The organism is Candidatus Izemoplasma sp., from assembly GCF_982632705.1.
The window spans coordinates 26,062-49,753 of sequence record NZ_CEXEES010000005.1; the positions used below are offsets into that span (position 1 = coordinate 26,062).

At 31.6% G+C, this 23,692-nt stretch carries 27 protein-coding genes; 20 read left to right on the forward strand and 7 right to left on the reverse strand.

Translation table 11 applies throughout. The features are described from left to right. Positions 1–3: 3 nt before the first annotated feature. The 5 genes from AC2LE6_RS01360 (at position 4) to AC2LE6_RS01380 (ending at position 4,270) form a co-directional block, all read left to right on the forward strand. Positions 4–1,083 (forward strand): TMEM165/GDT1 family protein, encoded by a 1,080-nt coding sequence (locus AC2LE6_RS01360; protein WP_484477439.1) that lies wholly within the window; start codon positions 4–6, stop codon positions 1,081–1,083. Between the two features lie 49 nt (positions 1,084–1,132). Next, positions 1,133–2,290 (forward strand): lysophospholipid acyltransferase family protein, encoded by a 1,158-nt coding sequence (locus tag AC2LE6_RS01365; RefSeq protein ID WP_484477440.1) that lies wholly within the window; start codon positions 1,133–1,135, stop codon positions 2,288–2,290. A gap of 2 nt (positions 2,291–2,292) precedes the next feature. Next, positions 2,293–2,715 (forward strand): PH domain-containing protein, encoded by a 423-nt coding sequence (locus tag AC2LE6_RS01370; RefSeq protein ID WP_484477441.1) that lies wholly within the window; start codon positions 2,293–2,295, stop codon positions 2,713–2,715. 10 nt (positions 2,716–2,725) lie between these two features. Continuing rightward, the gene (locus tag AC2LE6_RS01375) at positions 2,726–3,091 is read left to right on the forward strand and encodes a hypothetical protein (RefSeq protein ID WP_484477442.1); all 366 of its coding nucleotides are present in this window, start codon (positions 2,726–2,728) and stop codon (positions 3,089–3,091) included. Between the two features lie 78 nt (positions 3,092–3,169). Further along, the gene (locus AC2LE6_RS01380) at positions 3,170–4,270 is read left to right on the forward strand and encodes an NADH-dependent flavin oxidoreductase (RefSeq protein ID WP_484477443.1); all 1,101 of its coding nucleotides are present in this window, start codon (positions 3,170–3,172) and stop codon (positions 4,268–4,270) included. 23 nt (positions 4,271–4,293) lie between these two features. On the opposite strand, the gene AC2LE6_RS01385 is transcribed toward AC2LE6_RS01380, so the two are convergent. The 3 genes from AC2LE6_RS01385 to AC2LE6_RS01395 form a co-directional block, all read right to left on the reverse strand. Next, positions 4,294–4,596 carry a hypothetical protein gene (locus AC2LE6_RS01385; RefSeq protein ID WP_484477444.1) on the reverse strand — a complete coding sequence of 101 codons (303 nt, stop codon included), beginning with the start codon at positions 4,594–4,596 and terminating at the stop codon, positions 4,294–4,296. Positions 4,597–4,656: 60 nt separating this feature from the next. Further along, the gene (locus AC2LE6_RS01390) at positions 4,657–5,037 is read right to left on the reverse strand and encodes a carbonic anhydrase (protein WP_484477445.1); all 381 of its coding nucleotides are present in this window, start codon (positions 5,035–5,037) and stop codon (positions 4,657–4,659) included. A gap of 69 nt (positions 5,038–5,106) precedes the next feature. After that, entirely contained in the window at positions 5,107–6,000 is an 894-nt protein-coding gene (locus AC2LE6_RS01395) for an ADP-ribosylglycohydrolase family protein (RefSeq protein WP_484477446.1), read from the reverse strand. Between the two features lie 104 nt (positions 6,001–6,104). Between AC2LE6_RS01395 and AC2LE6_RS01400 the strand changes: the two genes are divergently transcribed. Beyond that, positions 6,105–7,691, forward strand: coding sequence for a gamma-glutamyltransferase family protein (locus AC2LE6_RS01400; protein WP_484477447.1), 1,587 nt, complete (start codon positions 6,105–6,107; stop codon positions 7,689–7,691). Between the two features lie 26 nt (positions 7,692–7,717). On the opposite strand, the gene AC2LE6_RS01405 is transcribed toward AC2LE6_RS01400, so the two are convergent. Continuing rightward, positions 7,718–8,086: a rhodanese-like domain-containing protein gene (locus AC2LE6_RS01405; RefSeq protein WP_484477448.1), complete on the reverse strand. Its 369-nt coding sequence runs from the start codon at positions 8,084–8,086 to the stop codon at positions 7,718–7,720. A 12-nt stretch (positions 8,087–8,098) separates the two neighbouring features. Continuing rightward, positions 8,099–8,401 (reverse strand): hypothetical protein, encoded by a 303-nt coding sequence (locus tag AC2LE6_RS01410; protein WP_484477449.1) that lies wholly within the window; start codon positions 8,399–8,401, stop codon positions 8,099–8,101. A 168-nt stretch (positions 8,402–8,569) separates the two neighbouring features. Between AC2LE6_RS01410 and efp the strand changes: the two genes are divergently transcribed. The 9 genes from efp (at position 8,570) to AC2LE6_RS01455 (ending at position 17,356) form a co-directional block, all read left to right on the forward strand. After that, positions 8,570–9,127: an elongation factor P gene (gene efp, locus AC2LE6_RS01415; RefSeq protein WP_484477450.1), complete on the forward strand. Its 558-nt coding sequence runs from the start codon at positions 8,570–8,572 to the stop codon at positions 9,125–9,127. Positions 9,128–9,139: 12 nt separating this feature from the next. Further along, complete coding sequence (locus AC2LE6_RS01420; RefSeq protein WP_484477451.1) at positions 9,140–10,483, forward strand: hemolysin family protein; 1,344 nt, start codon at positions 9,140–9,142, stop codon at positions 10,481–10,483. Between the two features lie 38 nt (positions 10,484–10,521). Next, the gene (locus AC2LE6_RS01425) at positions 10,522–11,232 is read left to right on the forward strand and encodes a pseudouridine synthase (protein WP_484477452.1); all 711 of its coding nucleotides are present in this window, start codon (positions 10,522–10,524) and stop codon (positions 11,230–11,232) included. Between the two features lie 37 nt (positions 11,233–11,269). Further along, on the forward strand, positions 11,270–11,923 hold the full coding sequence (cmk, locus tag AC2LE6_RS01430) for a (d)CMP kinase (RefSeq protein WP_484477453.1): 654 nt from the start codon (positions 11,270–11,272) through the stop codon (positions 11,921–11,923). Between the two features lies 1 nt (position 11,924). Further along, on the forward strand, positions 11,925–13,295 hold the full coding sequence (locus AC2LE6_RS01435) for a S1 RNA-binding domain-containing protein (protein ID WP_484477454.1): 1,371 nt from the start codon (positions 11,925–11,927) through the stop codon (positions 13,293–13,295). Between the two features lie 9 nt (positions 13,296–13,304). Then, positions 13,305–14,612, forward strand: coding sequence for a ribosome biogenesis GTPase Der (der, locus tag AC2LE6_RS01440; protein ID WP_484477455.1), 1,308 nt, complete (start codon positions 13,305–13,307; stop codon positions 14,610–14,612). Beyond that, the gene (locus AC2LE6_RS01445) at positions 14,613–15,605 is read left to right on the forward strand and encodes an NAD(P)H-dependent glycerol-3-phosphate dehydrogenase (RefSeq protein ID WP_484477456.1); all 993 of its coding nucleotides are present in this window, start codon (positions 14,613–14,615) and stop codon (positions 15,603–15,605) included. Between the two features lie 188 nt (positions 15,606–15,793). Beyond that, on the forward strand, positions 15,794–16,066 hold the full coding sequence (locus AC2LE6_RS01450) for an HU family DNA-binding protein (RefSeq protein WP_484477457.1): 273 nt from the start codon (positions 15,794–15,796) through the stop codon (positions 16,064–16,066). A gap of 93 nt (positions 16,067–16,159) precedes the next feature. Continuing rightward, positions 16,160–17,356, forward strand: coding sequence for an ankyrin repeat domain-containing protein (locus tag AC2LE6_RS01455; RefSeq protein ID WP_484477458.1), 1,197 nt, complete (start codon positions 16,160–16,162; stop codon positions 17,354–17,356). A 5-nt stretch (positions 17,357–17,361) separates the two neighbouring features. On the opposite strand, the gene AC2LE6_RS01460 is transcribed toward AC2LE6_RS01455, so the two are convergent. Continuing rightward, on the reverse strand, positions 17,362–18,117 hold the full coding sequence (locus AC2LE6_RS01460) for a lysostaphin resistance A-like protein (RefSeq protein WP_484477459.1): 756 nt from the start codon (positions 18,115–18,117) through the stop codon (positions 17,362–17,364). A 126-nt stretch (positions 18,118–18,243) separates the two neighbouring features. Between AC2LE6_RS01460 and AC2LE6_RS01465 the strand changes: the two genes are divergently transcribed. After that, positions 18,244–18,903 carry a potassium channel family protein gene (locus AC2LE6_RS01465; protein ID WP_484477460.1) on the forward strand — a complete coding sequence of 220 codons (660 nt, stop codon included), beginning with the start codon at positions 18,244–18,246 and terminating at the stop codon, positions 18,901–18,903. Between the two features lie 44 nt (positions 18,904–18,947). After that, a complete protein-coding gene (gene rdgB / locus AC2LE6_RS01470; RefSeq protein WP_484477461.1) occupies positions 18,948–19,544 on the forward strand; it encodes an RdgB/HAM1 family non-canonical purine NTP pyrophosphatase in 597 nt (198 codons plus the stop codon). On the opposite strand, the gene AC2LE6_RS01475 is transcribed toward rdgB, so the two are convergent. Beyond that, positions 19,545–21,530 carry a fructose-bisphosphatase class III gene (locus AC2LE6_RS01475; protein ID WP_484477462.1) on the reverse strand — a complete coding sequence of 662 codons (1,986 nt, stop codon included), beginning with the start codon at positions 21,528–21,530 and terminating at the stop codon, positions 19,545–19,547. It lies immediately after the preceding gene. A 290-nt stretch (positions 21,531–21,820) separates the two neighbouring features. Between AC2LE6_RS01475 and rbr the strand changes: the two genes are divergently transcribed. The 3 genes from rbr to AC2LE6_RS01490 all read left to right on the forward strand — a co-directional run. Next, a complete protein-coding gene (gene rbr / locus AC2LE6_RS01480; protein ID WP_484477463.1) occupies positions 21,821–22,393 on the forward strand; it encodes a rubrerythrin in 573 nt (190 codons plus the stop codon). 71 nt (positions 22,394–22,464) lie between these two features. Next, on the forward strand, positions 22,465–22,956 hold the full coding sequence (locus AC2LE6_RS01485) for a metallophosphoesterase family protein (protein WP_484477464.1): 492 nt from the start codon (positions 22,465–22,467) through the stop codon (positions 22,954–22,956). A 106-nt stretch (positions 22,957–23,062) separates the two neighbouring features. After that, the coding region (locus AC2LE6_RS01490; protein WP_484477465.1) for an alpha-amylase family glycosyl hydrolase at positions 23,063–23,692 on the forward strand (630 nt) is incomplete at its 3' end.

The following is a 23,692-nucleotide window of genomic DNA, read 5'->3' on the forward strand; positions in this document are numbered from 1 at the left end:
ATCATGGCAGAGTTATTCAGAGCATTACTGTTAATATTTGTAGCTGAAATGGGAGATAAAACTCAGATTCTCGCAATGGCATTTGCTACAAAATATAAAATCAAACAAGTAGTACTTGGAATCTTAATCGGTTCCTTTTTAAATCACGCACTCGCAGTTTTACTAGGTGCGAACTTATATAAAATAATTCCAATATCAGCACTTGGAATTATTGCTGGATTCAGTTTTCTATTGTTCGGATTATGGAACCTAAAAATGGATGACGAAGACGAATCTAAATCAAAAACATTCTTTGGTCCAATATCAACAGTTGCACTTGCCTTCTTTATTGGCGAACTTGGTGACAAAACACAGTTAACAGCAATCATTCTAGCAACAGATGCTGTGAACCCAGTATTTATCCTAATTGGGACAGTATCAGGGATGGTTCTTACTGGACTTCTTGGTATATTTGTCGGGATTAAACTAGGGAATAAGGTTGATGAGTTTTATATAAAGATAGTCGCATCAACGGTTTTCTTTGTATTTGGGTACATCAAACTAATAGGTTCTCTTCCAACTACATACTTATCGGTATTCAATATTACGTTTGTTACCTTAATACTATTATTTATGAGCTATGTATTATTAAAACCAACAGTAGCATTACGAAGACTAGGACGCTCAACTGAATACCAACGTACAGCTACAAGACTTCATAACTTCTACAACACTATGTATAACACATTAGAAGACATCTGTTTAGGAGAAAACCATTGTGGTGTTTGTGGGGGTACAAACTGTTTAATAGGGTTCAATAAAAAAGTAATAGAAGATGCAAAAAACGGACTTGAAATAAACACTGAGTTTATCGAAAATAAACTAACCAAAAACTTCTCACGTTCTAAAGTATTAGAAGCACTAAAAGATACAATAGAACTTCTAAAAGATAGCTTCGAATTACCATCAATGAAGCAAGTTCATTCGATTAGAAAAAACTTCGAATTGATCATGTATAAAGAAACGATAGATGCAAATACATACAAAGAATACATAGATAAACTAACTATCATTGATTCAAACTTAGTACAATTACTAAAATAGACCTCTTGGTCTATTTTTTTTATGCTATAATAGATTGAGGAGTGATAAAATGAAAGCCCCACTGCACGAAAGATTTGCTGACTTTATCGTTGGTCTTATCAGACCAATCATCGTATTTCTTATGGAACGAGAACTTAAAGTAACACATTTTGGGGATAAAATCACAAAGGATAGGGAACCTTTCATTTTAATAAGCAACCATTTTAATACATGGGATGCTTTTGCACTGATGAAACATAATAAAACAAGAATCCGTTTCGTTGTAACAGAAATTGCATTTTTGGATAAATCAAAAAAAGCTCTTCTTAAATATATAGCCAGAGCAATCAGAAAAAGAGTAGGTAAAAAAGACGTAAAAGCAACCAAAGAAATGTTTAGATACCTTAAGATGGGTTATAGTATTGGAGTATTTCCAGAGGGAGATAATACATACTATGGAGAAACACTTGAAATATTTCAGAACACCGGACGATTATTAAAGAAAACAAATGTGGATGTCGTATTAACAAAACAAGCACTAGGATACATCTCACAGCCTAGATGGGCAGATTACTTTAGTAAATCTGGACAACTTCATACATACACAAAAACGATTATAACCAAAGAAGAATTAAAAGAATTAGAACCGGACCAAATAACAAAAATAGTTGAAAAAGAACTATATCATAACGATTATGACTATCAAAGAGAACATATGATTCCGATGAAAAGAAAAAAGAGAGCTGAAGGAATAGAGAGACTTATCTATTACTGTAATAAATGTAATAGTGTAATGACTATTTATGGAGAAGACTCACATATTAATTGTTCAACATGTGGAACAATAGGTACAATTAATGAGTTTGAATTTATAGAGGGTAATAAACATGATAACTTAGTTGATTATAACAAGGAACAATACTCTCATATTGAAGAAGTAATACATTCAGAATTCTCATTTCCAGTAACTTTAAATGTTGTAAACACAAAGAAACTTAAAAATAAAAAAGTAGGGAAATACACTTTATATTATAAAGATAAAAAAATAACTCTGAAAAACAATAAAGAAACTCGTGTCTTTGATCTTAAAGACATAAAACATCAAGTAAACACAATGAGACATAGCTTTAGCTTTGACTACAAGGAGGTGACTTATAACTTCACAGATATCAAACATCAATTCGTATTATTCGAAATGTGTCGTTATCTAAATGGAAGTTATAAATAATTATGAAATTTAAAGTAAAAATTGATTTATGGATGAGACTGGTGATGTATTTTTCTGCATTTCTAGTAGTACCTATTATATTTGTTGTACCAAGAGAAGAAATGTTTATCGTAGTTCTAGTATCATTGCTAAATATGGCAATTATTCTACCATTTGTAATGATTGGATTCTATGAATTAAGAGATGATCATTTACTTATAAGATTTGGGTTTGTTATTAAGAGAATTAAGTATTCAAACATATCTGAAATCACTGAAAAAAAAGGGTTAACAAACAGTTACGCCTTATCTAGTGATAGAGTGCGAATCAAGGAAAGCCATAAAAAGAAGTTAACAGCATACACAGAAATTAGTCCAGAAGATAAAGAACGATTTATTTTTGAACTAAAAAGAAGAAGTCCACAACTTCAGGAAGATATATTTTAGAGGATAAGAGATGAAAAAACTATTACTATTAATTTCAATACTTACATTAACAGCATGTGGTAACACAGAGGAGAATGAAGATGTAGATAGCATCAGTTTCTCTGGTGAAACTTATGAATATGTAAAAACAGAAAACGATTATGATATATTTACTAACAATGGTCATATAGTTGAAGTACAATATGGTACAGTGACAATTATTACGACTGAGATTGACGACGATATCTACATTATCCAAGGTGACGCAGAAAACTATGAAATATCTAAAAATGGAAATACAATACTAGTATGTTCTGGAACTCCAACATCTTGTACAGGATATGAATCTGTAGACTTCAAAGATGATATAATCGGTATCATAAATGAGTACAATTAAGAATAGAGAAATCTATTCTTTTTATATATCATTTCTTAAATCAAGGAAAGTTCTATATAATAGAGTAGAGGTGATAGCATGAAAGACATATTTAAACCATACACATTCAAAAATGGTACAACGATAAAAAATAGATTTTGCTTAGCACCTATGACAACCTATTCTTCTAATGACGATTTAACATTATCGGAGGAAGAAGAAGTTTATTATAATAGTAGAGCAAAGCAATTTGGTATGATAATTACTGCAGCTACAGCGATTAGTAAAAACGCACAAGCATTCGAGAATCAGATATCTATTAGGGATATTAGATACTTAGACTCAATGACTAGATTAGCAAATTCAATAAAAAAAGAAGGATCAAAAGCAATCCTTCAAATACATCATGGAGGAAGAATGAATCCTCCTGGTCTTTATAATGGGCAAGACATAGTTAGCGCTAGTGCTGTAAAAGCAGAAAGAGACTACTGTGTAACACCAAGAGAACTTAGAACATCAGAAGTGTATGACATCATAGATGATTTTGTAGATGCAACTAAACTCGCAATTAAAGCTGGGTTTGATGGTGTAGAACTACATGGTGCAAATACATACTTAATACAACAATTCTTCAGTCCTCATTCAAATCAAAGAGATGATGAGTTTGGTGGATCTGATAAAAAAAGATTAAGCTTTCCATTAAAACTAACAAAAAGATTGCTAAGAACCAAACAACATTATGCGACAGAAGAATTCATAATTGGATACAGATTTAGTCCTGAAGAAATTGAAAACCCAGGAATAACACTTGATCAAACAAAAGTATTGGTAAATCAATTATGTAAACTTGGTGTTGATTATCTACACATTTCATTAGGAAAACACGATCAATTATCAATCAGAGATAAAGAAAATACAATCTCTATCGCAAACCAATTACTTGAAGTTATTGATGGTAGAGTACCACTTATAGGTGTAGGTGGTCTTGATACCCTTCCTAAAATAGAAGAAGCATTCAAATCAGGATATGATTTAGTTGCCTTAGGTTTAATCGCATTAAGTGATATTGAGGTAATTGACAAATTTAAAGAGAATGTAGAACCGACAAAGATTATATCGAAAGATTCATTACTTCCTTCTCCTCTATTTAATAGATTGAGTCAGTGGAATCTTGAATCAAAAGGATATTCAGTAAAATAAAAAGACCATTTATGGTCTTTTTTTTAGTCTATTATACATACCAAACCTAATCGTTCCTCAGCATCCTCTTTGAATAAATCCATTGTCTCAAAGATATCTTTGCCTTCATATAATTCAATATATAGATTTTCATAGTAATCGATCTCTTCATTACTCAGTAATCTATTCGTATCATTAATACTTACAATATCATTTCTAGTATATGTGTACTGAATTGTTTGTGAAATGTCACCAACTTGAAGAGTGCACTGCATAATGCGTTCTCCAGTACAACCTGTTAAAATCCCTATCATAAATAATGTTAATATTAGTAATGTCTTTTTCATATTACACCTCAATTTACTATGTTTACTATATAACATATTACCATAAAAAAACGACTAAAACTAGTCGTTTAATTTTGTAATTTGAAATTTTTCATCTAACCATAACCCAATAACAGTAACACCTGTATACCATTCTTTAATGGTCTTAACAGACTCTTTTATAAACTCAACTTGTGTATCATCATCTTCAACAATTCCAGCACAATCATGATGCCCAACAACAGCAATTATATTGGATTTATGTCCGTTAACACTGATATCACTTCTAAACTGAAGGTTATGTAGAATTGATTTTTGCTTTTTTAAGGCAATTACTTTTACTGGCCCTGCCAAAGTAATTGTATCTACATACTTAACATTATAATTATCTTTAACATATTGTTGAACAGTTTCCTGCACTCTACCATCCATACAAGTAATCGTAGTTCCAAATTCATTCATAGTCACAACTCCTTTAAGTAAAAGTGTACTATGAAATTGTACTAAATTATTGTCTAGTTGACAAGTTTTTTATAATGTATGATTTAGTAATGTCTCGAATTTTGGATTTATACCACTAATCTTATTGAATATTGCACTAATAAATATTCCTCTTGCACAAGAGGCACCACCTAGAATTACATTTTCACGTAATGCATCTTCCCATGTATCATAATGAGCTACTATATAATAGATTAAAGGAAAGGATTGTTCTAATCCACATGCAACACCTGAGTATTCAAATATAAACTCATTGATGTCATTCATTGAAATAGCTTTTTCTAGTGAAACAAGATATTCATCAGGAGCATACTTTAAACTATTTTTTAGAACGTCTAGTTTATTAAACTCGTTTACGTTATCAAGAACATCAAATAGCATGTCTAAAAAATGTTTTGTATTGGTATAACCTGTCAATACTTTAGAATACGCTAATACAGTGTCTACTTTATCTGAAATATCATCATTATCCATACTCGCAAGCAGTAATACAGGTCCAATCAACTGTTTATCGATATGGTCAGTAAAGACTTTAGGTTCTTTACTATAGTCTTGTTCATGTTTAACTTGAGATAGTAAATCTTTTCCAAAACTTTCGATATACCCATTATACTCTCCATTGTCATGAATATGGTTATACATCATATTTCTCCATTTTAGAGGGTCATTATCATACTCTAATGCTAAAAACTTACTAAAAAGATAGAGAGATTCTCCCATAAAATCGACATCTCCAAGTTTGAAATCTGGATATACATCAAATGATTGAGTCGATTCATCATATGCTGTATGGTCAATAGGTTGGAATAGTAAATCTTTCTTATTTGATAGCTCTAAGAGGTATCCTCTATCATAGATCCAGTTATAACCAAGTGCACTTGCACTACCTAATAAACTAGCTTTTATTGTTGATACTTTTTTCATACTATCACCTCACCCTCATTATATGACTTAACACCGTTATAGAAAATAGATATACGCTATTTTCAAGTTATGTTATAATTGTTTTGATAATAAGGAGTGGTAATATGAATAATCAATTCTTTAGTAAAAGACAATCAGTACATGCAAGACACGGTGTTGTAGCTACAAGTGAAGGACTTGCCTCACAAATTGGACTAGATATACTAAAAAAAGGTGGAAATGCTGTAGATGCTGCAGTAGCAACTGCCGCTGCCTTAACAGTAACAGAACCAACAAGTAATGGTATTGGTAGTGATTGCTTTGCAATTGTGTACATGAATGACTCTCTTTATGGATTAAATAGTAGTGGGTATTCTAGTAAGAACATTTCTATAGAAAAAGTAAAAGAGATGGGACATGATAAAATGCCTGTGTCTGGAATTATCCCAATTACTATCCCAGGAACTCCAAAGGGATGGGCTGCTTTAAACAAAAGATTTGGTAATTTAAGTTTATTAGAATGTTTAACACCTGCGATTGAACTTGCAAGGAATGGTTTTATTGTATCTGAAACAGTAGGCTTCTACTGGGAAAAAGCAATGGAAACATATAAAAAAAGAAATCAAGGTGAGATGTATCACACATTCTTTGATGTGTTCACAAAAAACAATATGGGATATAAAGCTGGTGATTTTTATCAAAGTGAAGCACATGCACAAACACTAGAAGAAATAGGAAAGACAAATAGTGATTCATTTTATAAAGGTGAGTTATCAAAGAAAATCGTCTCATTTATGGAAAAACATAATGGTTTCATAGATCAATCAGATTTAGAAGATTTTGAGTCTGAATGGGTTGATCCAATCAGTGTAAACTATAAAGGATATGATATTTGCGAAATCCCTCCAAATGGACAAGGGATAACTGCATTAATGGCATTGAATTTACTTAAAGATGAAACATTAGAACAAGGTCATATAATGACTTATCACAAGCAAATTGAAGCATTAAAGATTGCATTTAGTGATACACTTACATATGTTACAGACTCTAATTTTATGAAAATGAATCCTGACTTTCTACTTAGTGATGAATATGTAAAACTACGAAAGAAAGACATTTTGGATAAAGCAACATTGAAAGAACCAATAGACTATAAAAAAGCTGGAACTGTATATCTATCAACCGCTGATAAAGATGGTAACATGGTATCATTTATCCAAAGTAACTATATGGGATTCGGTAGTGGAATTATGATTGATGGTACAGGGATTGCGATGCAGAATAGAGGTCATACTTTCAGTTTAGATAAAGAACATCACAATGCATTGGCACCAAGAAAAAGAACATATCACACAATTATTCCAGGATTTATTATGAAAGATAACAAAGCAGTTGGACCTTTTGGAGTTATGGGTGGATTTATGCAACCTCAAGGTCATTTACAAGTAGTTATGAATCTGGTAGATTACAATATGGACCCACAATCTAGTCTGGATTGTCCAAGATTTAGATGGGATGAAGGATTAAAAGTTGGTGTTGAGAACTCGTTTGATATATATATTGCTCAACAATTAAGAGAACTAGGTCATCATATTTCAATTGATCTTTATGGTGGAGGATTTGGTCGGGGACAAATCATAATGAAAACGGATAATGGGTATATTGCTGGAACAGAAACAAGATGTGATGGGACAATAAGTTACTATTAAAAAAATGATGGAATTTTCCATCATTTTTATTTTGTGTTTTCTAACCCACCATCTAAAACATAAATAGCTTTAAATGCTTCTTTAGACATCTTTTTTGCAAGGTTGTAACTTTTCTTACCATTATTACAGTAAATGAATACTGATTGGTCTTTACGAAGTTTTGAATACTTTGATAAGACACTTTTCTTTGTAAAATTTCTTGCACCTTTGATTTTTGATTTCTCAAATTCATCTTTGCTTCTAATATCTACCAATTGTCCTTTACGCATATTGTTTTTGAAATCATCGTTATTAACAATATGAATAACTTCTTTATTTGCAGGTTTTCTACTTGATACTAATAATCCAAGCACAACCCCACCGACAATTGTTATGACCCATGTATACCATTCCATAATTTACTCCTTCTATAGTGATCCTAAAAATAATAGAACACCAATAATATCTACAACACCAAGTATTAATCCAATCTTACCTGCTGTTGATTCTATTGATTTTATACCTAAAATAACACTAACAATACCTAGAGGTAAACCAAAAATCAATAAACCAATAACCCCAGTTGCAACTGATATCGCACCTGTAGAACTTGATGTGCCTTCTGTCTTTGTTGTACGTTGTGGTTGTATGTATTGTATATTTCCACATTCTTTACATCTTGTTGAATTTTCTTGCAATTCTAATCCGCAATTCGAACAATAATTTGCCATAATCCAGCCTTCCTTCTCCGTGTATATGTAAAATCCGCGATAATTATTTCCTCAAAGTCAATTATAAATTGTACTGTTCTTTTTGTCAATTTAAAGATATATTGTATGATTTTGTTTACATTCATACTAATATTATATATAATATTATATTGATTGGGAGTGAGACACATGATATCAACAAATGATTTTAGAAATGGTGTAACAATTCAAAACGAAGGAAACCTATGGTTAGTAATGGAATTTCAACATGTAAAACCTGGGAAAGGTCCTGCGTTTGTAAGAAGTAAATTAAGAAACTTACGTACGGGAGCAGTCGTAGATAAAACTTGGAGAGCCGGAGAAAAAGTGGCTAAAGCACATATAGATAAAAGTAAAATGACATACTCGTACTCAATGGGAGATACTTTTGTATTCATGGATAATGAAACATATGAATCAGTAGAAATCAAAAAAGAAAGTATCAAATATCAATTGAACTTCATTATTGAAGGTATGGAAGTGAGTGTTATTAGTTTCGAAGGTGAAATTTTAGGAGTAGATATTCCTGAAAAAGTAACATTAGAAGTAGCAGAAGCTGATCCAGCAGTAAAAGGTAACACAGCAACAAGTGCAACAAAAGATTGTATTTTAGAAACAGGATTTAAATTACAAGTTCCTTTATTTGTAAACTTAGGCGATAAAATCGTTGTAAATACAAATACTGGAAAATATGATAAGCGCGCATAAGGAGTGAGCTAATTGGAAGATCTCGTCAGGTTGTATACTTTTAGTTTTAGTAGTATACCATTAGATTTAAGCATTTTAATGTTGGTTTTATTAGTAGTATCAAGTTTCTTCAGTATGTCAGAAACTGTATTCTCTACTGTAAACCCAATAAGATTAAAAACAAATATTGAAGACGGTAAAAGAGGTAGTAAGAAAGCATTGTGGATTGTTGAGAGCTATGATTTAACATTGACAACGATTTTAGTTGGTAACAATCTAGCAAACATCGCATTAACAGTTGTTAGTGTAAGCTTCTTCACAGCCATTTTACCATTGAATTTAGTTAGTATAATGAGTACATTCGTTATGACAACAGTAATTCTAATCTTCGGTGAAATAGTACCTAAAAGCTTCGCAAGAAATAATGCTGATACTATATCTTTAAGAATAAGCAGTTTGTTTTATTACATAATTATCGTATTAAAACCTGTTACTTGGATATTCTTGAAAATCAAAAAGTGGATTGTTAAAGATAACAATGAAATTCAAATCAGTGTTACTGGTGATGAACTAGAAACAATTATTGATACTATGGAAGAAGAAGGTAGTATTGATGAGGATGAAGCTGAGTTACTACAAAGTGTATTAGATCTTAATGATAAACAAGTATACGAAATTATGACACCTCGTGTAGATATGATTGGTATTGATGTTGAAGACGATACTATTGAAGATATAAAGAAAATATTCTTTGATAATCAATTCAGTAGAGTACCTGTATTTGAAGATACACGTGATAACGTTATTGGAGTACTACACGAAAGAGACTTTTTTACAAAACTGATTAAGGGACAAAAAGTCACAATAAAAAAACTAATGAGAGAACCTTTCTTTGTATCAAAATCAATGAAAGTAGATACTTTGATTGAAACATTACAAAGAGAAAAGATACACATCGCTATCGTTTCAGGTGAATACGGTGGTACAAGTGGTATCGTTACAATGGAAGACGCATTAGAAGAACTTGTAGGAGAGATTTACGACGAACATGATGTTGTCGAAGGGGAATCAATCCAACAAATAAAAGAACATAAGTACGGGGTAGATGCAGATATCGACTTAGAGGACTTATTTGAAGAGTTAGAACTAGGTCCAGAACCAGAAAGCCATTATAGTAGTTTAGGTGGTTGGTTGTATGAGATGTTTGAAGATATTCCTGAAATAGATGAATCATATACATACCGTCAAGAAATCCCTTCGTATGATCATAATGAAGACGACCCGACAATTCTAATACTTAAATTCGTAGTAAAAGATATTAAAGAGCGTCGTATTAGTTATGTGCATTTAACAATCGAAGAAGAAATTGAAGACTAAAAGAGGGTATAACCTCTTTTTATCTTGTGGGTGATATAATGGAAAGATTACAAAAAGTAATAGCGAGAAGCGGAATCGCTTCAAGAAGAAAAGCTGAAGAATTAATAACAGCTGGTAAAGTAAAAGTAAATGATACAATCGTTAAGGAATTAGGGACAAAAGTTGGACCTAAAGACGTAGTTATTGTAAATGGTAAAGCAATAACTCTAGAAGAGTTTGTTTACTATGTACTATATAAACCAGAAGGTTATGTATCTACAACAAGCGATGAAAAAGATAGAAGAACGGTATTAGATTTAATACCTTCTGAAAATCGTATTTATCCTGTAGGGAGATTAGATTATGATACATCAGGAGTGTTATTAATCACGAATGATGGAACATTTACTAATCTGATGACATCTCCAAAACACAATACGGAGAAAGAATACCGTGTAAAAGTAAAAGGATTCTTACGAAAAGAAGAATCACAAAAACTTTCTAGAGGTATTAAAATAGATCGTTATATGACAAAAAAAGCTGTGATTAAAGATGTCGAATACAATAAGAAAAATGAAACATCAATATGCACAATCATTATCACTGAAGGTAAATATCATCAGGTAAAATTAATGTTTGAAGCAGTAGGACATCCAGTACTTAAATTAATGAGAACAAGATTTGGAATTGTAACCTTAGATGGACTTCGAAAAGGAGACCATAGAAAGTTAAAACCATACGAGCTAAAACAACTTAGAAAAGAAACATAGTTGTGTTATAATATTAAAAGAGTTGAGAGGTGAATATATGAAGCATGTTCAAATTGCAATTGATGGTCCTGCGGGTGCTGGTAAAAGCACTATAGCAAAGATGATTGCAAGGCAATTAGGTTATACATATATTGATACAGGAGCAATGTATCGAGCAATTACATTAAAAGCATTAAGACAAAACATTGATCTAACTATTGAAGACAATTTCAACTTTGTCAAAGAGACAACTTTCAAATTCGTTGATGGAGCATTATACATGGACGATATAGATGAAAGTAAAAACATTAGAACACACAAAGTATCTAACAATGTATCTTTGGTTTCATCATACATATCCGTTCGTAACGAATGTGTTAAAATTCAAAGAGTAATTTCAGATAAAGATTGTGTCGTTATGGATGGTAGAGACATTGGGTATAATGTATTACCGAATGCTGACTATAAATTTTATTTAACAGCATCAATAGAAACAAGAGCGGAAAGACGCTATAAAGATAATATTATGCGAGGAATTAAGAGTGACTTAAATATCTTGAAAGAAAAAATTAAAACGAGAGATCATTTTGATTCAACAAGAGAACATAGCCCATTAAAACCAGCAGAAGATGCAATCATAATTGATACATCTGAATTATCAATAGAACAAGTCGTAGAATTAATTACAAATCAGATAAATGAGGTAGATTAATATGGAATTCAACATGAAAAAAGTTAAAGTTGGGATGTTTGTAGAAGGTAAAGTATTTATGGTTACTGAAAAATCAGTACACGTAGATTTTGGAGCATACGCAGAAGGTGTTATATATAGAGATTGGTTAACACTTGACGATATTTCTTCTTGTAAAGATGTAGTAAAAGAAGGAGATATCTTATCAGCTAAAATCACTAAAATCGATGATGAGAACCAACAAATATTATTATCAAGAACTGATATCTTATTAGCAGAAAAAAGAAAAGACTTTGATAAATTTAGCGGTGAAGGTGATTCATTCAAAGCAAAAGTAACACGCGCTATCAGAGGTGGATTATTACTGAATTATAACGGAATTGATATGTTTATGCCTGTTTCTCATATTTCATTAGAAAGAGTGGAAGCAGAAGATTTTGTAGGACAAACATTAGAAGTTACAGTACTTGAAAATAAAGACGGTAAAATCAAAGTAAGTCGTCGTAAAGTCTTAGAAGCAGCACGTAAAATAGATAGAAAAAAAGAATTTGAAGACATTCAAATTGGTGCAGTTATAAATGGTAAAGTAGTTAAGATTATGGACTTTGGAGCATTCGTAGAAATCGGATTCAACCAAGGTTTGGTACATAAATCTGAATTATCACACCACAGAACTGAAAAAGTTACTGACGTTCTAACAGAAGGACAAGAAATTGAAACAAAAGTAATTTCAAAAGCAAAAGGTAAAATTGGATTATCAATCAAAGCCTTACAAAAAACTCCTTGGGAAATCTTCGCAGAATCTAACAAAGTTGGAGACGAAATCAAAGGTAAAGTTGTTCGTAAAATGGCAAATGGTATCTTAGTAGAGATTTCAAGAGACGTTGTTGGAATGCTACATAAAAAAGATTATTCATGGGATCCTCGTTTAAACTTCGCTGGTGAAGTAGAAGTTGGACATGAGGTTACATTAAAAGTACTAAGCTTAGATGTTAAAAACAGAAAAATGGGATTATCTAAAAAACATTTAGAATATAACCCTTGGAAAGATGTAACCGTTAAAGTTGGAGAAGAAGTATCTGGAACAGTAGAAGAACTACAAAGTAACGGAGCTTTAGTAAAAATTCAAGGTGTTAAAGCATTCTTACCAATTGGTGAAATCAAATCTGAACGTGTTCAAGACATTGCACAAGTATTAAAAGTGAATGATGTCATCAACGCTGTCGTTACAAATGTAGACAAACACATGTGGAAAATGGCAATCTCAATGAATCAACTTGTTGAAGGTAAACAACGCGCAGAATTCGAAGATTACCTAAAAACAGAAGAACAAGCAACAAATCCTACATTAGGTGATTTATTCAAAGATCAGCTAGAGAAATTCAAGAAATAAGGTGTTACTATGTTACCAACAGTAGCAATAGTTGGACGACCGAATGTCGGTAAGTCAACTCTATTCAACAGAATCATCGGTAATCGATTAAGTATTACAGATGATGAGCCAGGAATTACTAGAGATAGAATCTATAGTAAAGGTGAATGGCTAACAAGAAAATTTAATATAATAGATACAGGTGGAATCGATTTTAACGATGCCCCTTTTATCCATGAAATAAAAAGTCAAACAGAAATCGCAATTCAAGAAGCAGACTTAATTATCCTTGTATGTGACATCAGAACAGGTATCACAGATGAAGATTCATATATCGCAAGAATGCTTTACAAAGCAAATAAACCAGTAGTACTAGCTATAAACAAAGCAGATGATATCACATTAACTGATACAATGTATGAATTTTATAGCCTAGGACTTGGAGATCCAATCCCAGTATCATCACAACATGGTGTTGGAATTGGGGATTTACTTGATGAAGTAGCAAAACAACTTCCAGATGTAAAAGATGTTGTCTATGAAGATACTCGTATCAAATTATGTCTTATTGGTAGACCAAACGTTGGTAAATCTTCTTTAACAAATGCATTACTAGGTGAAGACAGAGTAATCGTATCTGAGATTGAAGGAACAACAAGAGATAGTATCGATAGTTTATTTACATATAAAGAACAAGATTATGTAGTAATCGATACAGCTGGAATGAGAAAAAAAGGTAAAGTATACGAAAACGCAGAAAAGTATTCTGTTCTACGTGCTTTAAGCGCAATCGATAGATCAGATATCTGTTTGATCTTAATAGATGCAGAAACAGGTATAAGAGAACAAGATAAAAAGATAGCTGGTTATGCAACAGAATCAGGTAAAGGAATCATCTTAGTTGTCAACAAATGGGACACAGTAACAAAAGATACAAATACAATGCACAGATGGGAAAGAGAAATTCGTTCTCATTTCCAATTTGTAACATATGCACCTATCATATTCTTAAGTGCTAAAACAAAACAACGTGTAAACACAATGTTCCCAGCAATAGAAGAAGCATATAATAACTTTAGTAGAAGAGTTCAAACATCTGTATTAAATGATGTAATACTAGATGCATTCTATGTGAATCCTCCAAAGATTCACAATGGTGGAAAAGCAAAAGTATATTACGCAACACAAGTTGCATCAAAACCACCAACATTTGTACTGTTCGTTAATGAAGAACAAGTTATGCATTTCAGTTACGAACGTTATTTGAAAAATAGACTACGTGAATCCTTCCGTTTTGAAGGAACACCTATCAAACTAATTTTAAGAAAGCGTGATTAGATGAACGTAAGTGTTATCGGTGGTGGATCATGGGGATTAGCATTATCAAAAGTATTATCTGATAATGGACATGGTGTACTAGTATATGATGTGAATGAAAAGATAGTTTCAAAAATTAATGAACTACATCTATGTGTTCAATTAGACGAGTATATTCCTGAAAATATCAAGGCAACAACTGATATCAAAGAAATAATCGATTTTTCTGACACATTGTTGTTCGTAGTACCTACAAAAGTATTAAGATTTGCCATAAGTGATGTCTTAAAACACTTAAAAACTCCAAAATTGTTCATAAATGCCGCAAAAGGTATCGAACCTGAAACATTTCTCAGAGTAAGTGAAGTCTTCAAAGAAATGGTTGATGAAAAGTACTTAAAAGGCTTTGTATCTTTAAGTGGACCGAGTCATGCCGAAGAGGTAATCAAAGGTATGACAACTGTAGTAGCAGCTTCTAGTGAAAACGAAGAAGATGGACTATTTGTTCAATCATTATTTCACAATGAAGATTACTTCAGAGTGTATAGTTCTTTAGACTTAAAAGGTGCTGAACTTGGTGGGGCATTAAAAAACATATTTGCACTTGCATCTGGACTAATTGCTGGTAAAGGATTAGGAGATAATAGTAGAGCTGCTCTTATTACAAGAGGGCTAGTAGAAATGGAAAAGTTCTACAATGCTTACGGCGCTGATTCAAAGTCTTTAATGGGTCTGACAGGTATCGGAGATTTAGTAGTTACATGTACATCAGTACATAGTAGAAACTACCAAGCTGGATTCAAGATTGGACACGGAAAAGATTTAGAAGAAACACTGAACTCAATGACAATGGTAGTAGAAGGTATTCGTACTTGTGAAGCTGCCTATAAATATGCAAAAGAACACAATCTAGAGTTGCCGATTATTGAAGCAATCTATAATGTGCTATTCCATAAAATGGATCCGAACATCGCATTAAAATCTTTGCTATCAAGAAAGGTCAAATCAGAATAAGGTTGTACTACAAATGAGTTTACACTCATACAATATACACTATACTCTTTAACTGTGCGATTAACGTAAATTGACCACGAATTTTATATAATTTGTGGTCTTTTATTTTGCAAACCACAAAATCACTTGCAATGAAGCCGTTCAACTGGTATAATTGGGGTAGATAAAAATTTATAGGAGGTCAAACGATGAATAAAACTGAATTAATCGCTAGAATTGCGGAAGTTTCTGGTTTAACTAAAAAAGATTCTGAAACAGCATTAAACGCTACATTAGCAGCAGTTCAAGAATCATTAGTTGCAGGGGAAAAAGTAGTATTAACAGGATTTGGTACTTTCGAAGTACGTAATCGTAAAGAAAGAGTTGGACACAACCCTAGAACAAACGAAAAAATTCATATTCCTGCTCAAAAATCACCTGCATTCAAAGCTGGTAAAGTTTTAAAAGAAGCAGTAAGATAACCATAAAAAAATAAAAAAGAAATATCACTCAAGTGGTATTTTTTTTTATGCCTTTATGTTAAAATTGAGAGGTATTGTTATGGAGGTGAAAGGATGTACGAAGAATATTTAAATTATGGAAATGGTAACAGCAGTTCAATCTTTATCGCAGCTCTTACGAACGATGCAAAGTATATAGTAAATTACTATAATAATAAGGAAGACATTCATCTACTTGATGATCGATCACAAACCTTACTACACTTAGCTGCTAGAAACAAAGCAGAACGTTCAATGGAACTTCTTTTAAAGATGGGATGTAATCCAAATATTGGGGATAAATTTGGAGACACACCATTACACATATGTGCGTACATGGGGAATGCAAATTTAGTAGAACAGTTATTAAAAAACAATGCGGATCCAAATTATCAATCAAACACAAAAGAAACACCTTTACATAGAGCATCATTTAAAGGTAGTGTCGAAGTAATAAAACTATTATTGGATTATCACTCAAATATTTATCTAACAGATGAGAATTTAACTTCTTGTCTACAATTTGCAGTAAGAAGCAAAAAAATAAAAGCTGTTAAATATCTTGTAGAACGTGGAGCAATCATTAATAGCATTGATATTAGAGGAGAAAGCACATTGCACTATGCATCACTACATTCAACTGTAGATATAGTGAAATATCTAATTGAATTAGGAGTGAATCCATATTCAAAAGATCAGTATAAAATGACACCACTACATCTTGCAGTAGAACACCCTCAAATTGAGATGTTGGAAGTGCTAATGGAAAGTGGTTTGACAAGTTATGATAAAACAAAATTTGATCAATCACCATACGATATTGCACTATCAAAAAATCAATATGAAAGTGTTGAATTATTCAATAAGTTAAAGAATGATAAAGTATTCCAATCACGTCTTAAAAAAACACCACTTTGCTTGGCAATAGTGATGAATGAGTTTGATAAAGCAGATAGTTTAGTCAATATTTCAGATGTGAATCAAAAAGATATATTTGGTAATACACCGCTATTCTATGCGATTATGAATCAAGAAGCATATCTAGTAGAACGTCTATTAGAACAAAATGCATCAATCTATGGAATTGAACCTCACGGTGATGATGCCATATACTATGCTACTCTTCTTGGGAACATTGAAATCGTTAAAATACTACAACAAAAACCACTGGATTACACTAAGCAATACGGTGGATATAATGTACTAGAAATTGCAGTACATACTGAGAAATTAGAACTATATGATGTATTAAAAAAAGGCTCAATTATTTGAGCCTTTTATATTACAGATAATATTGCGATTACACCTATTGTATTTTGAATAATATGAGTAATAATTGATGCATAAATATTTCTACCGCTTACATGATAAATTACACCAAGAACAATTCCAGCACTAGCATAATTAATAAGATAAATATAATCTCCACCAGCAAACACATGAAGTAGTCCAAATATCAAACTACTACCAATAATAGCTGAGATCGATGCAATCATAAATAATTTTGAATCCTTTGCATCATCAACCTCTTTATTAATTTTAATACCTACCGACATAACCAAGAACCCAATAATCCCATAAAGTCCTTTTCTAAACGTAAGTTCTTCCACAATTGGAGTAAACACTGCAATTGATAGTGAAAGCATAATTAATTGAAACGTGGATAGACCCTCAAACATACTTTGAATACCACCCTGATTAACAGAGGTTGCTGTTTCTGTAAAATAGCTGATAATTATTCCGCTAATAATCGAAACAACAAACAAAGCCATGAATCCAAGAATCCCTATTAGAATGATGTTCCCTAGTCTATTTCTGAAATCTTTAAATTGTTGTAATAAGTACTTTCTAAATATCCCTACCATTAGCGCAAAACCGGCAACACCCATAAATATCTGAGCATATAACAATACTTCAGATTCTACGTAATCTCCAGTAGCTGCTATTTGTCCTGCGATGATAAAACCAGCATATACTGATGTTAAAACATAAACCGCAATGTACGTTAGTATAATAAATATATTTCTTTTCATAGTCCCACCTCTAAAGAGAATTATAACATATTTAGCCAAATCCTAAAACATTGACTTATAAATATTTTATGGTAATATTAAGTGAGTTAAAAAAGAACCAAATATTCATGAAAAAAGGGTGATATCATGGCAAGAAAGAGTTTTGCTGTAATCGGAATGGGACGCTTTGGACAAAGCGTTGTTGAAGAATTAATTAAAAGAGAAGCTGATGTATTAGTAATTGATAAGGATCCAGAAAGAATTGCGAAAATGTCAAAAATAGCTACTCATGCTGTTACATTAGACACGACAGATGTTGAATCATTAAAAGAAGTAGGTATTTCTTCTATTGATCACGTAGTTGTGGCAATCGGTAAAGATATTCAATCAAGCATATTAACAACCTTAGCTCTTAAGAACTTAGGTGTTAAAACAGTAACTGTTAAGGTTCAAACAGAAGATCACGCTAAAATAGTAGATAAACTAGGCGCAGATGAAATTATTCAACCTGAAAAACAATCAGGACGAAGACTTGCTAGTAAAATTGTTTCAAACAATGTACTAGACTTCATTGATTTAAATCAATCACATAGTTTCATTATTGTAGAAGTAACCCCAAAGATTATTGATTCAACAATTATTAATCTGAATGTAAGAAATAAATTCAATATCAATATCGTCGCAATCCGTAGAGGAGAAGACGTTATTATTCCAAAACCTGATGATTTATTAGGTGAAAGTGATCAACTTTTACTAGTTGGTAAAAATGATGATTTAGAGAAATTTAATAATTGGTTAAAAAAATAAGCCCTCTCGGCTTATTTTTTTGTATAATGGTAGTAGGTGATAATATGAAAGAAATCGTAATAGCGACAAAAAATAAGCACAAAATAGTAGAAATGAAGCATAGTTTAGAACCACTTGGGTATAAAGTGTTAAGTTTGTTTGATTTTGAAGAGTTTCCTGAAATCATCGAAGATAAAGATACATTCAGGGGAAATGCGTTAAAAAAAGCACAAGAACTAAGTGAATACTTAAATAAAGATGTTATCGCAGATGATTCCGGAATTGAAGTGGAATCTCTAAATAACAGACCTGGTGTCTATAGTGCACGATATTCTGGAGAAAATGCGACGTATACTGAAAACAATCATTTGTTGTTGAAAGAACTACAAGGTGTTTCAAATAGAACTGCACGGTTTGTAACTACTATCTGTATGTATAATATAGGACAAGAACCTATCTACTTTGAAGATTATCTATTTGGAAACATTGGATATGAATTCAAAGGGGATAATGGATTCGGGTATGATCCTTTATTTATTGTAGAAGGTGGAAGTAGACATTTGGCAGAATATTCTCTTGAAGAGAAAAACCAGATAAGTCATAGAGGTAAATGTTTAAAACAATTAACAGAATATATTAGAAATAAAAAAGACAATGAATAATCATTGTCTTTTGTTTTTATTATGTTTCTTGATGTTCTCTTTTATATGTCCATGACGATAACATTCTAAAAGTTTATATAAGTTTTCGATTTCTTCTTGTAATTTCATTCCTTTGTCTGTGCTGTACATAAACTCTCTGTCTTTATTTATATCCTCAGAACGAACTAGACTAATAATATCTTGTTCTTGCTCTATCAATGCTTCTTTGGATTGGAATCGATCATGAGAGATTAAAAACATACTATATGAATCACTCACAAGAGTGTAGCCACCAATACTAATTTTGTTTGAGTATTGTTTACTCATTCCGCCATCAATTGCGTATATTCTACCGTTTGCTTTGATTGGATTATCTCCGTTACTAATGTCAGTAGGTACATGGCCATTAATGATTTTAGATTTGTTAAAATCAATATCAAATTCAGTATATAGATTACGTAAAACATCCTCGTTTTCTCTTAATGTGAAGTAATCGTTTTTCTCTTCGATATGCGTTTCTTTTTCTTTAATAAAGTAACGTTCAAATGTTTTCATTGATTTTTTACCAAAGAGTGGTGAGTTCTTACCTTGCCATAAAAATATGAAATAGTCTTTTTCATCATTGATGACATTGTATCTATTTAAATGACCCATACGGACTGTTTGATCAAGGAAATCAAACAATGCTTTCCCTTTATACTCTTTGTTTTCTACTGTAATCCCAGAAAGTGAACCATCTCTGTGTAGTGGGATACAACCATGGAACAATAGATTGTTATTGTATTTAAGATATAATTGTCCAATCAGAAATAAATGTTTCATATGGTTTTGAAGTAAATCATTGTTTAAAAATGCACTTTTCAATTGCGTTAAAATAGAATCCTCTTCAATGGTTAACTCAAAAGGATTTGAGGGATCAATGGTTGGAAAGTTTGTATCTCTTAAGGGGTACGTTTTTCCGTTTATTGAAATGGTCCCTGTTTCATAGTTTATTTTATCTAAAAGCAATCTATCCTCTAATTCAAACTGAGGATTTCTTGCTATAAGTGATTTTTCTAATTTAAACTGGATAATTGCGATTGCTTTATGCATTTTAGCAACCAATAATTCCTCATCTTCATCAGGACCTTTATGAAGGGTAGGTGGCATAAAGATTTCACAAGGATCATCTGAGTAATATTTATCTGCGAATCTGGCAAGAGGTAGAAGATTGATTCCGTATCCTTCTTCTAAGGTGTCTAAAGTATTGTATCTAGCACTGTTTCTTAAAACATTACTGATTGCTAGTTTACTACCACAAGCAGCACCCATCCATATAATATCGTGATTTCCCCATTCAATATCCACTGAATGATACTTTTGGATTTTATTCATTACTAAATGTGCTTGCGGTCCTCTATCAAAAATATCACCAACGATATGAAGTCTATCAATCGTAAGTCTTTGAATAAAATATGATAATTCAATTAAAAAGTTTTTTTCACGCTTTGTTTTAAAGATAGCGTCTAATATTGCATCATAATATTTCTCTTTATCTGTGTGTTGTCTGTTTTCATATAGTAATTCTTGGATAATGTAAGAAAACATTGTAGGTAATGTTTTACGTACTTTACTTTTAGTGTATTTTTGGGCCAATAAACTAGCTAGAGATATCAAATCTAGAAGCATTAGTCTAATAAATGTTTTGAATTCATTTGGTTGAACTAGATTCTCGTATTTAATAATCATTTGTTTAGGGTAATACACAAAAAATGATAATCTATTCTTTTCAGATTCTGATTTTTCTGTGAATAGAATATTAATTTTATCTTTGGTTACCCCACTCCCATTTTTTAAGAAGTGATTGAATGTTTCATATTCACCATGGATATCAGATAAAAAATGTTCTGTCCCCTTTGGTAAATTCAATATAGCAGTTAAATTTATAAGTTCTGTGCTTACTTCTTGAACAGATGGAAATTCTTTACTTAATAGCTCAAGATATTTGAATTCGTAATTATGAGTCATAGGATACCTCGTTTTCTAAAATATACTCTATTATACCAAATATTCATTTATAATGGTAAATTCATTTGAATAATCTTTTAGCCACTTAATCCTATAAAAAGGAGAAATATTAGAGAATCCATTTCTAAAGAATAGACCAACAATCAAATCATTCAAAAAAATGATAGATTATGAAAACGTTGAGAAGTATACAAAAGGTATTTATAAAAGATACATAATACAAAAAGAGTATATAAAATGCTCTTTTTATTTGTTATAATTAAATAGTAAATATAAGAAGGAGGACAACTATGTCAATTAAAGGAACACAAACAGAATTAAACTTACTAAAAGCTTTTGCTGGAGAATCACAAGCAAAAAACAGATATACAATGTTTGCTAAAATCGCTAAAAAAGAAGGATATGAGCAAATCTCTGAATTATTCTTAGAAACAGCTGCAAACGAGTATATGCATGCTAAAATCTTTTTCCGTTACTTAGAAGGTGGAACTGCTGAAATTACAGCTACTTATCCAGCAGGAATTGAAGGAACTACTATGGAAAACCTAAAAGCTGCTGCTGACGGTGAAAATGAAGAGTGGACTGAATTATATCCTGAATTCGCAAGAATCGCAGAAGAAGAAGGATTTAAAAAAGTTGCTGCTAGTTTCCGTCAAATAGCAAAAATTGAAAAAGATCACGAAGAAAGATATCTTAAGTTAGCAAGTAACCTAAAAGAAGATATCGTATTCCAAACAGAAGAAGAAACGATTTGGTTCTGTAGAGAATGTGGACATGTTCATATAGCTAAAAGAGCTCCGGGTATGTGCCCTGTATGTATGCATCCACGTGCTTACTTTGAAAGAAAAAAATCTAATTTCTAAAAAAAGACGATGCCATGCATCGTTTTTTATTTGGAATATGCTATTATATATAATGATAGGAGGTAGTATAAATGAAGGTAGTAGTTGTTAGTGATATACATGGTAATAGAACTGCATTACAAAGAATCATTGATTTTAATCCTGATGCGGACTATATATTGTCACTAGGAGATAGTGAGTTACCTCTTATAGAGTTACAAGAAAAGAATATAACATTAGTAAAGGGAAATTATCCATTTGATGCTGGTTTTGAATATGATAAGGAAATCAAAATAATGGACACAAACATATATATGACACATGGGCATAGATATGGAGTTAGAAGAGGTATTGAGAGGTTATATGATAAAGCAGTTGAACATAAAAGTGATATTGTATTATATGGACATACCCATATTGCAAAAGTAGATTATAAGGATGGAATATATTTTGTGAATCCGGGTTCTGTCCATAGAAGTAGAAATGGTTTAATAGAAAGTTACTTATTGATCTATATTGAAGACGATAATAAGTTCAGATATGAGTTTAAAGAAGTAAGAACGAATAAAAACATAGGACTTTAACTAAAAAACAGAGATTTCTCTGTTTTTTTAAGGTAAGGGTTACATACGTTAAAGCGTTTACACTTAGTATAATATTTGGTATTCTATGAATGATAGAGGTGAAGATATGAAAAAACTATTTATAGGATTTTTAGTATTAATTGGTGCATTTACGTTAAGTGGATGTACAGAAAAAGAAATTGAATGTTTAGACACTGAAGAATTAATTGAAGGTGTTTGTGTTGAAAAAGAACCTGAAATTGAATTTATAGATTTTGATGAGATGTATCCTGAAATGGGTGCTTATTATCAAATTTTTGTACGTAGTTATGCAGATTCTGATGGAGATGGAATTGGAGATTTTAATGGTTTAACTGCGAAGTTAGATTATATGGAGGAATTAGGAATTGAAGGAATTTGGTTAATGCCGATTCATCCAAGTCCTACATATCATGGATATGACGTATTAGATTATTATGATATCAATCCTGATTATGGAACATTAGAAGATTTTGAGAACTTCTTAGTAGAAGCAGAAGCAAGAGGTATAAAAGTAATTATTGATTTACTTGTCAATCATACATCAAATCAACATCCTTGGTTTGAAGCATGGAGAAATGATGATCCTGATTATCAAGGATACTACCGTAAGATAACAAGTAATGATGATCGATATACGATGAACCGTAGTTTATGGCATACACTTGGTGGTGGGTATTATTACGCTGGAGCCTTTGGTGGTGGAATGCCTGATTTA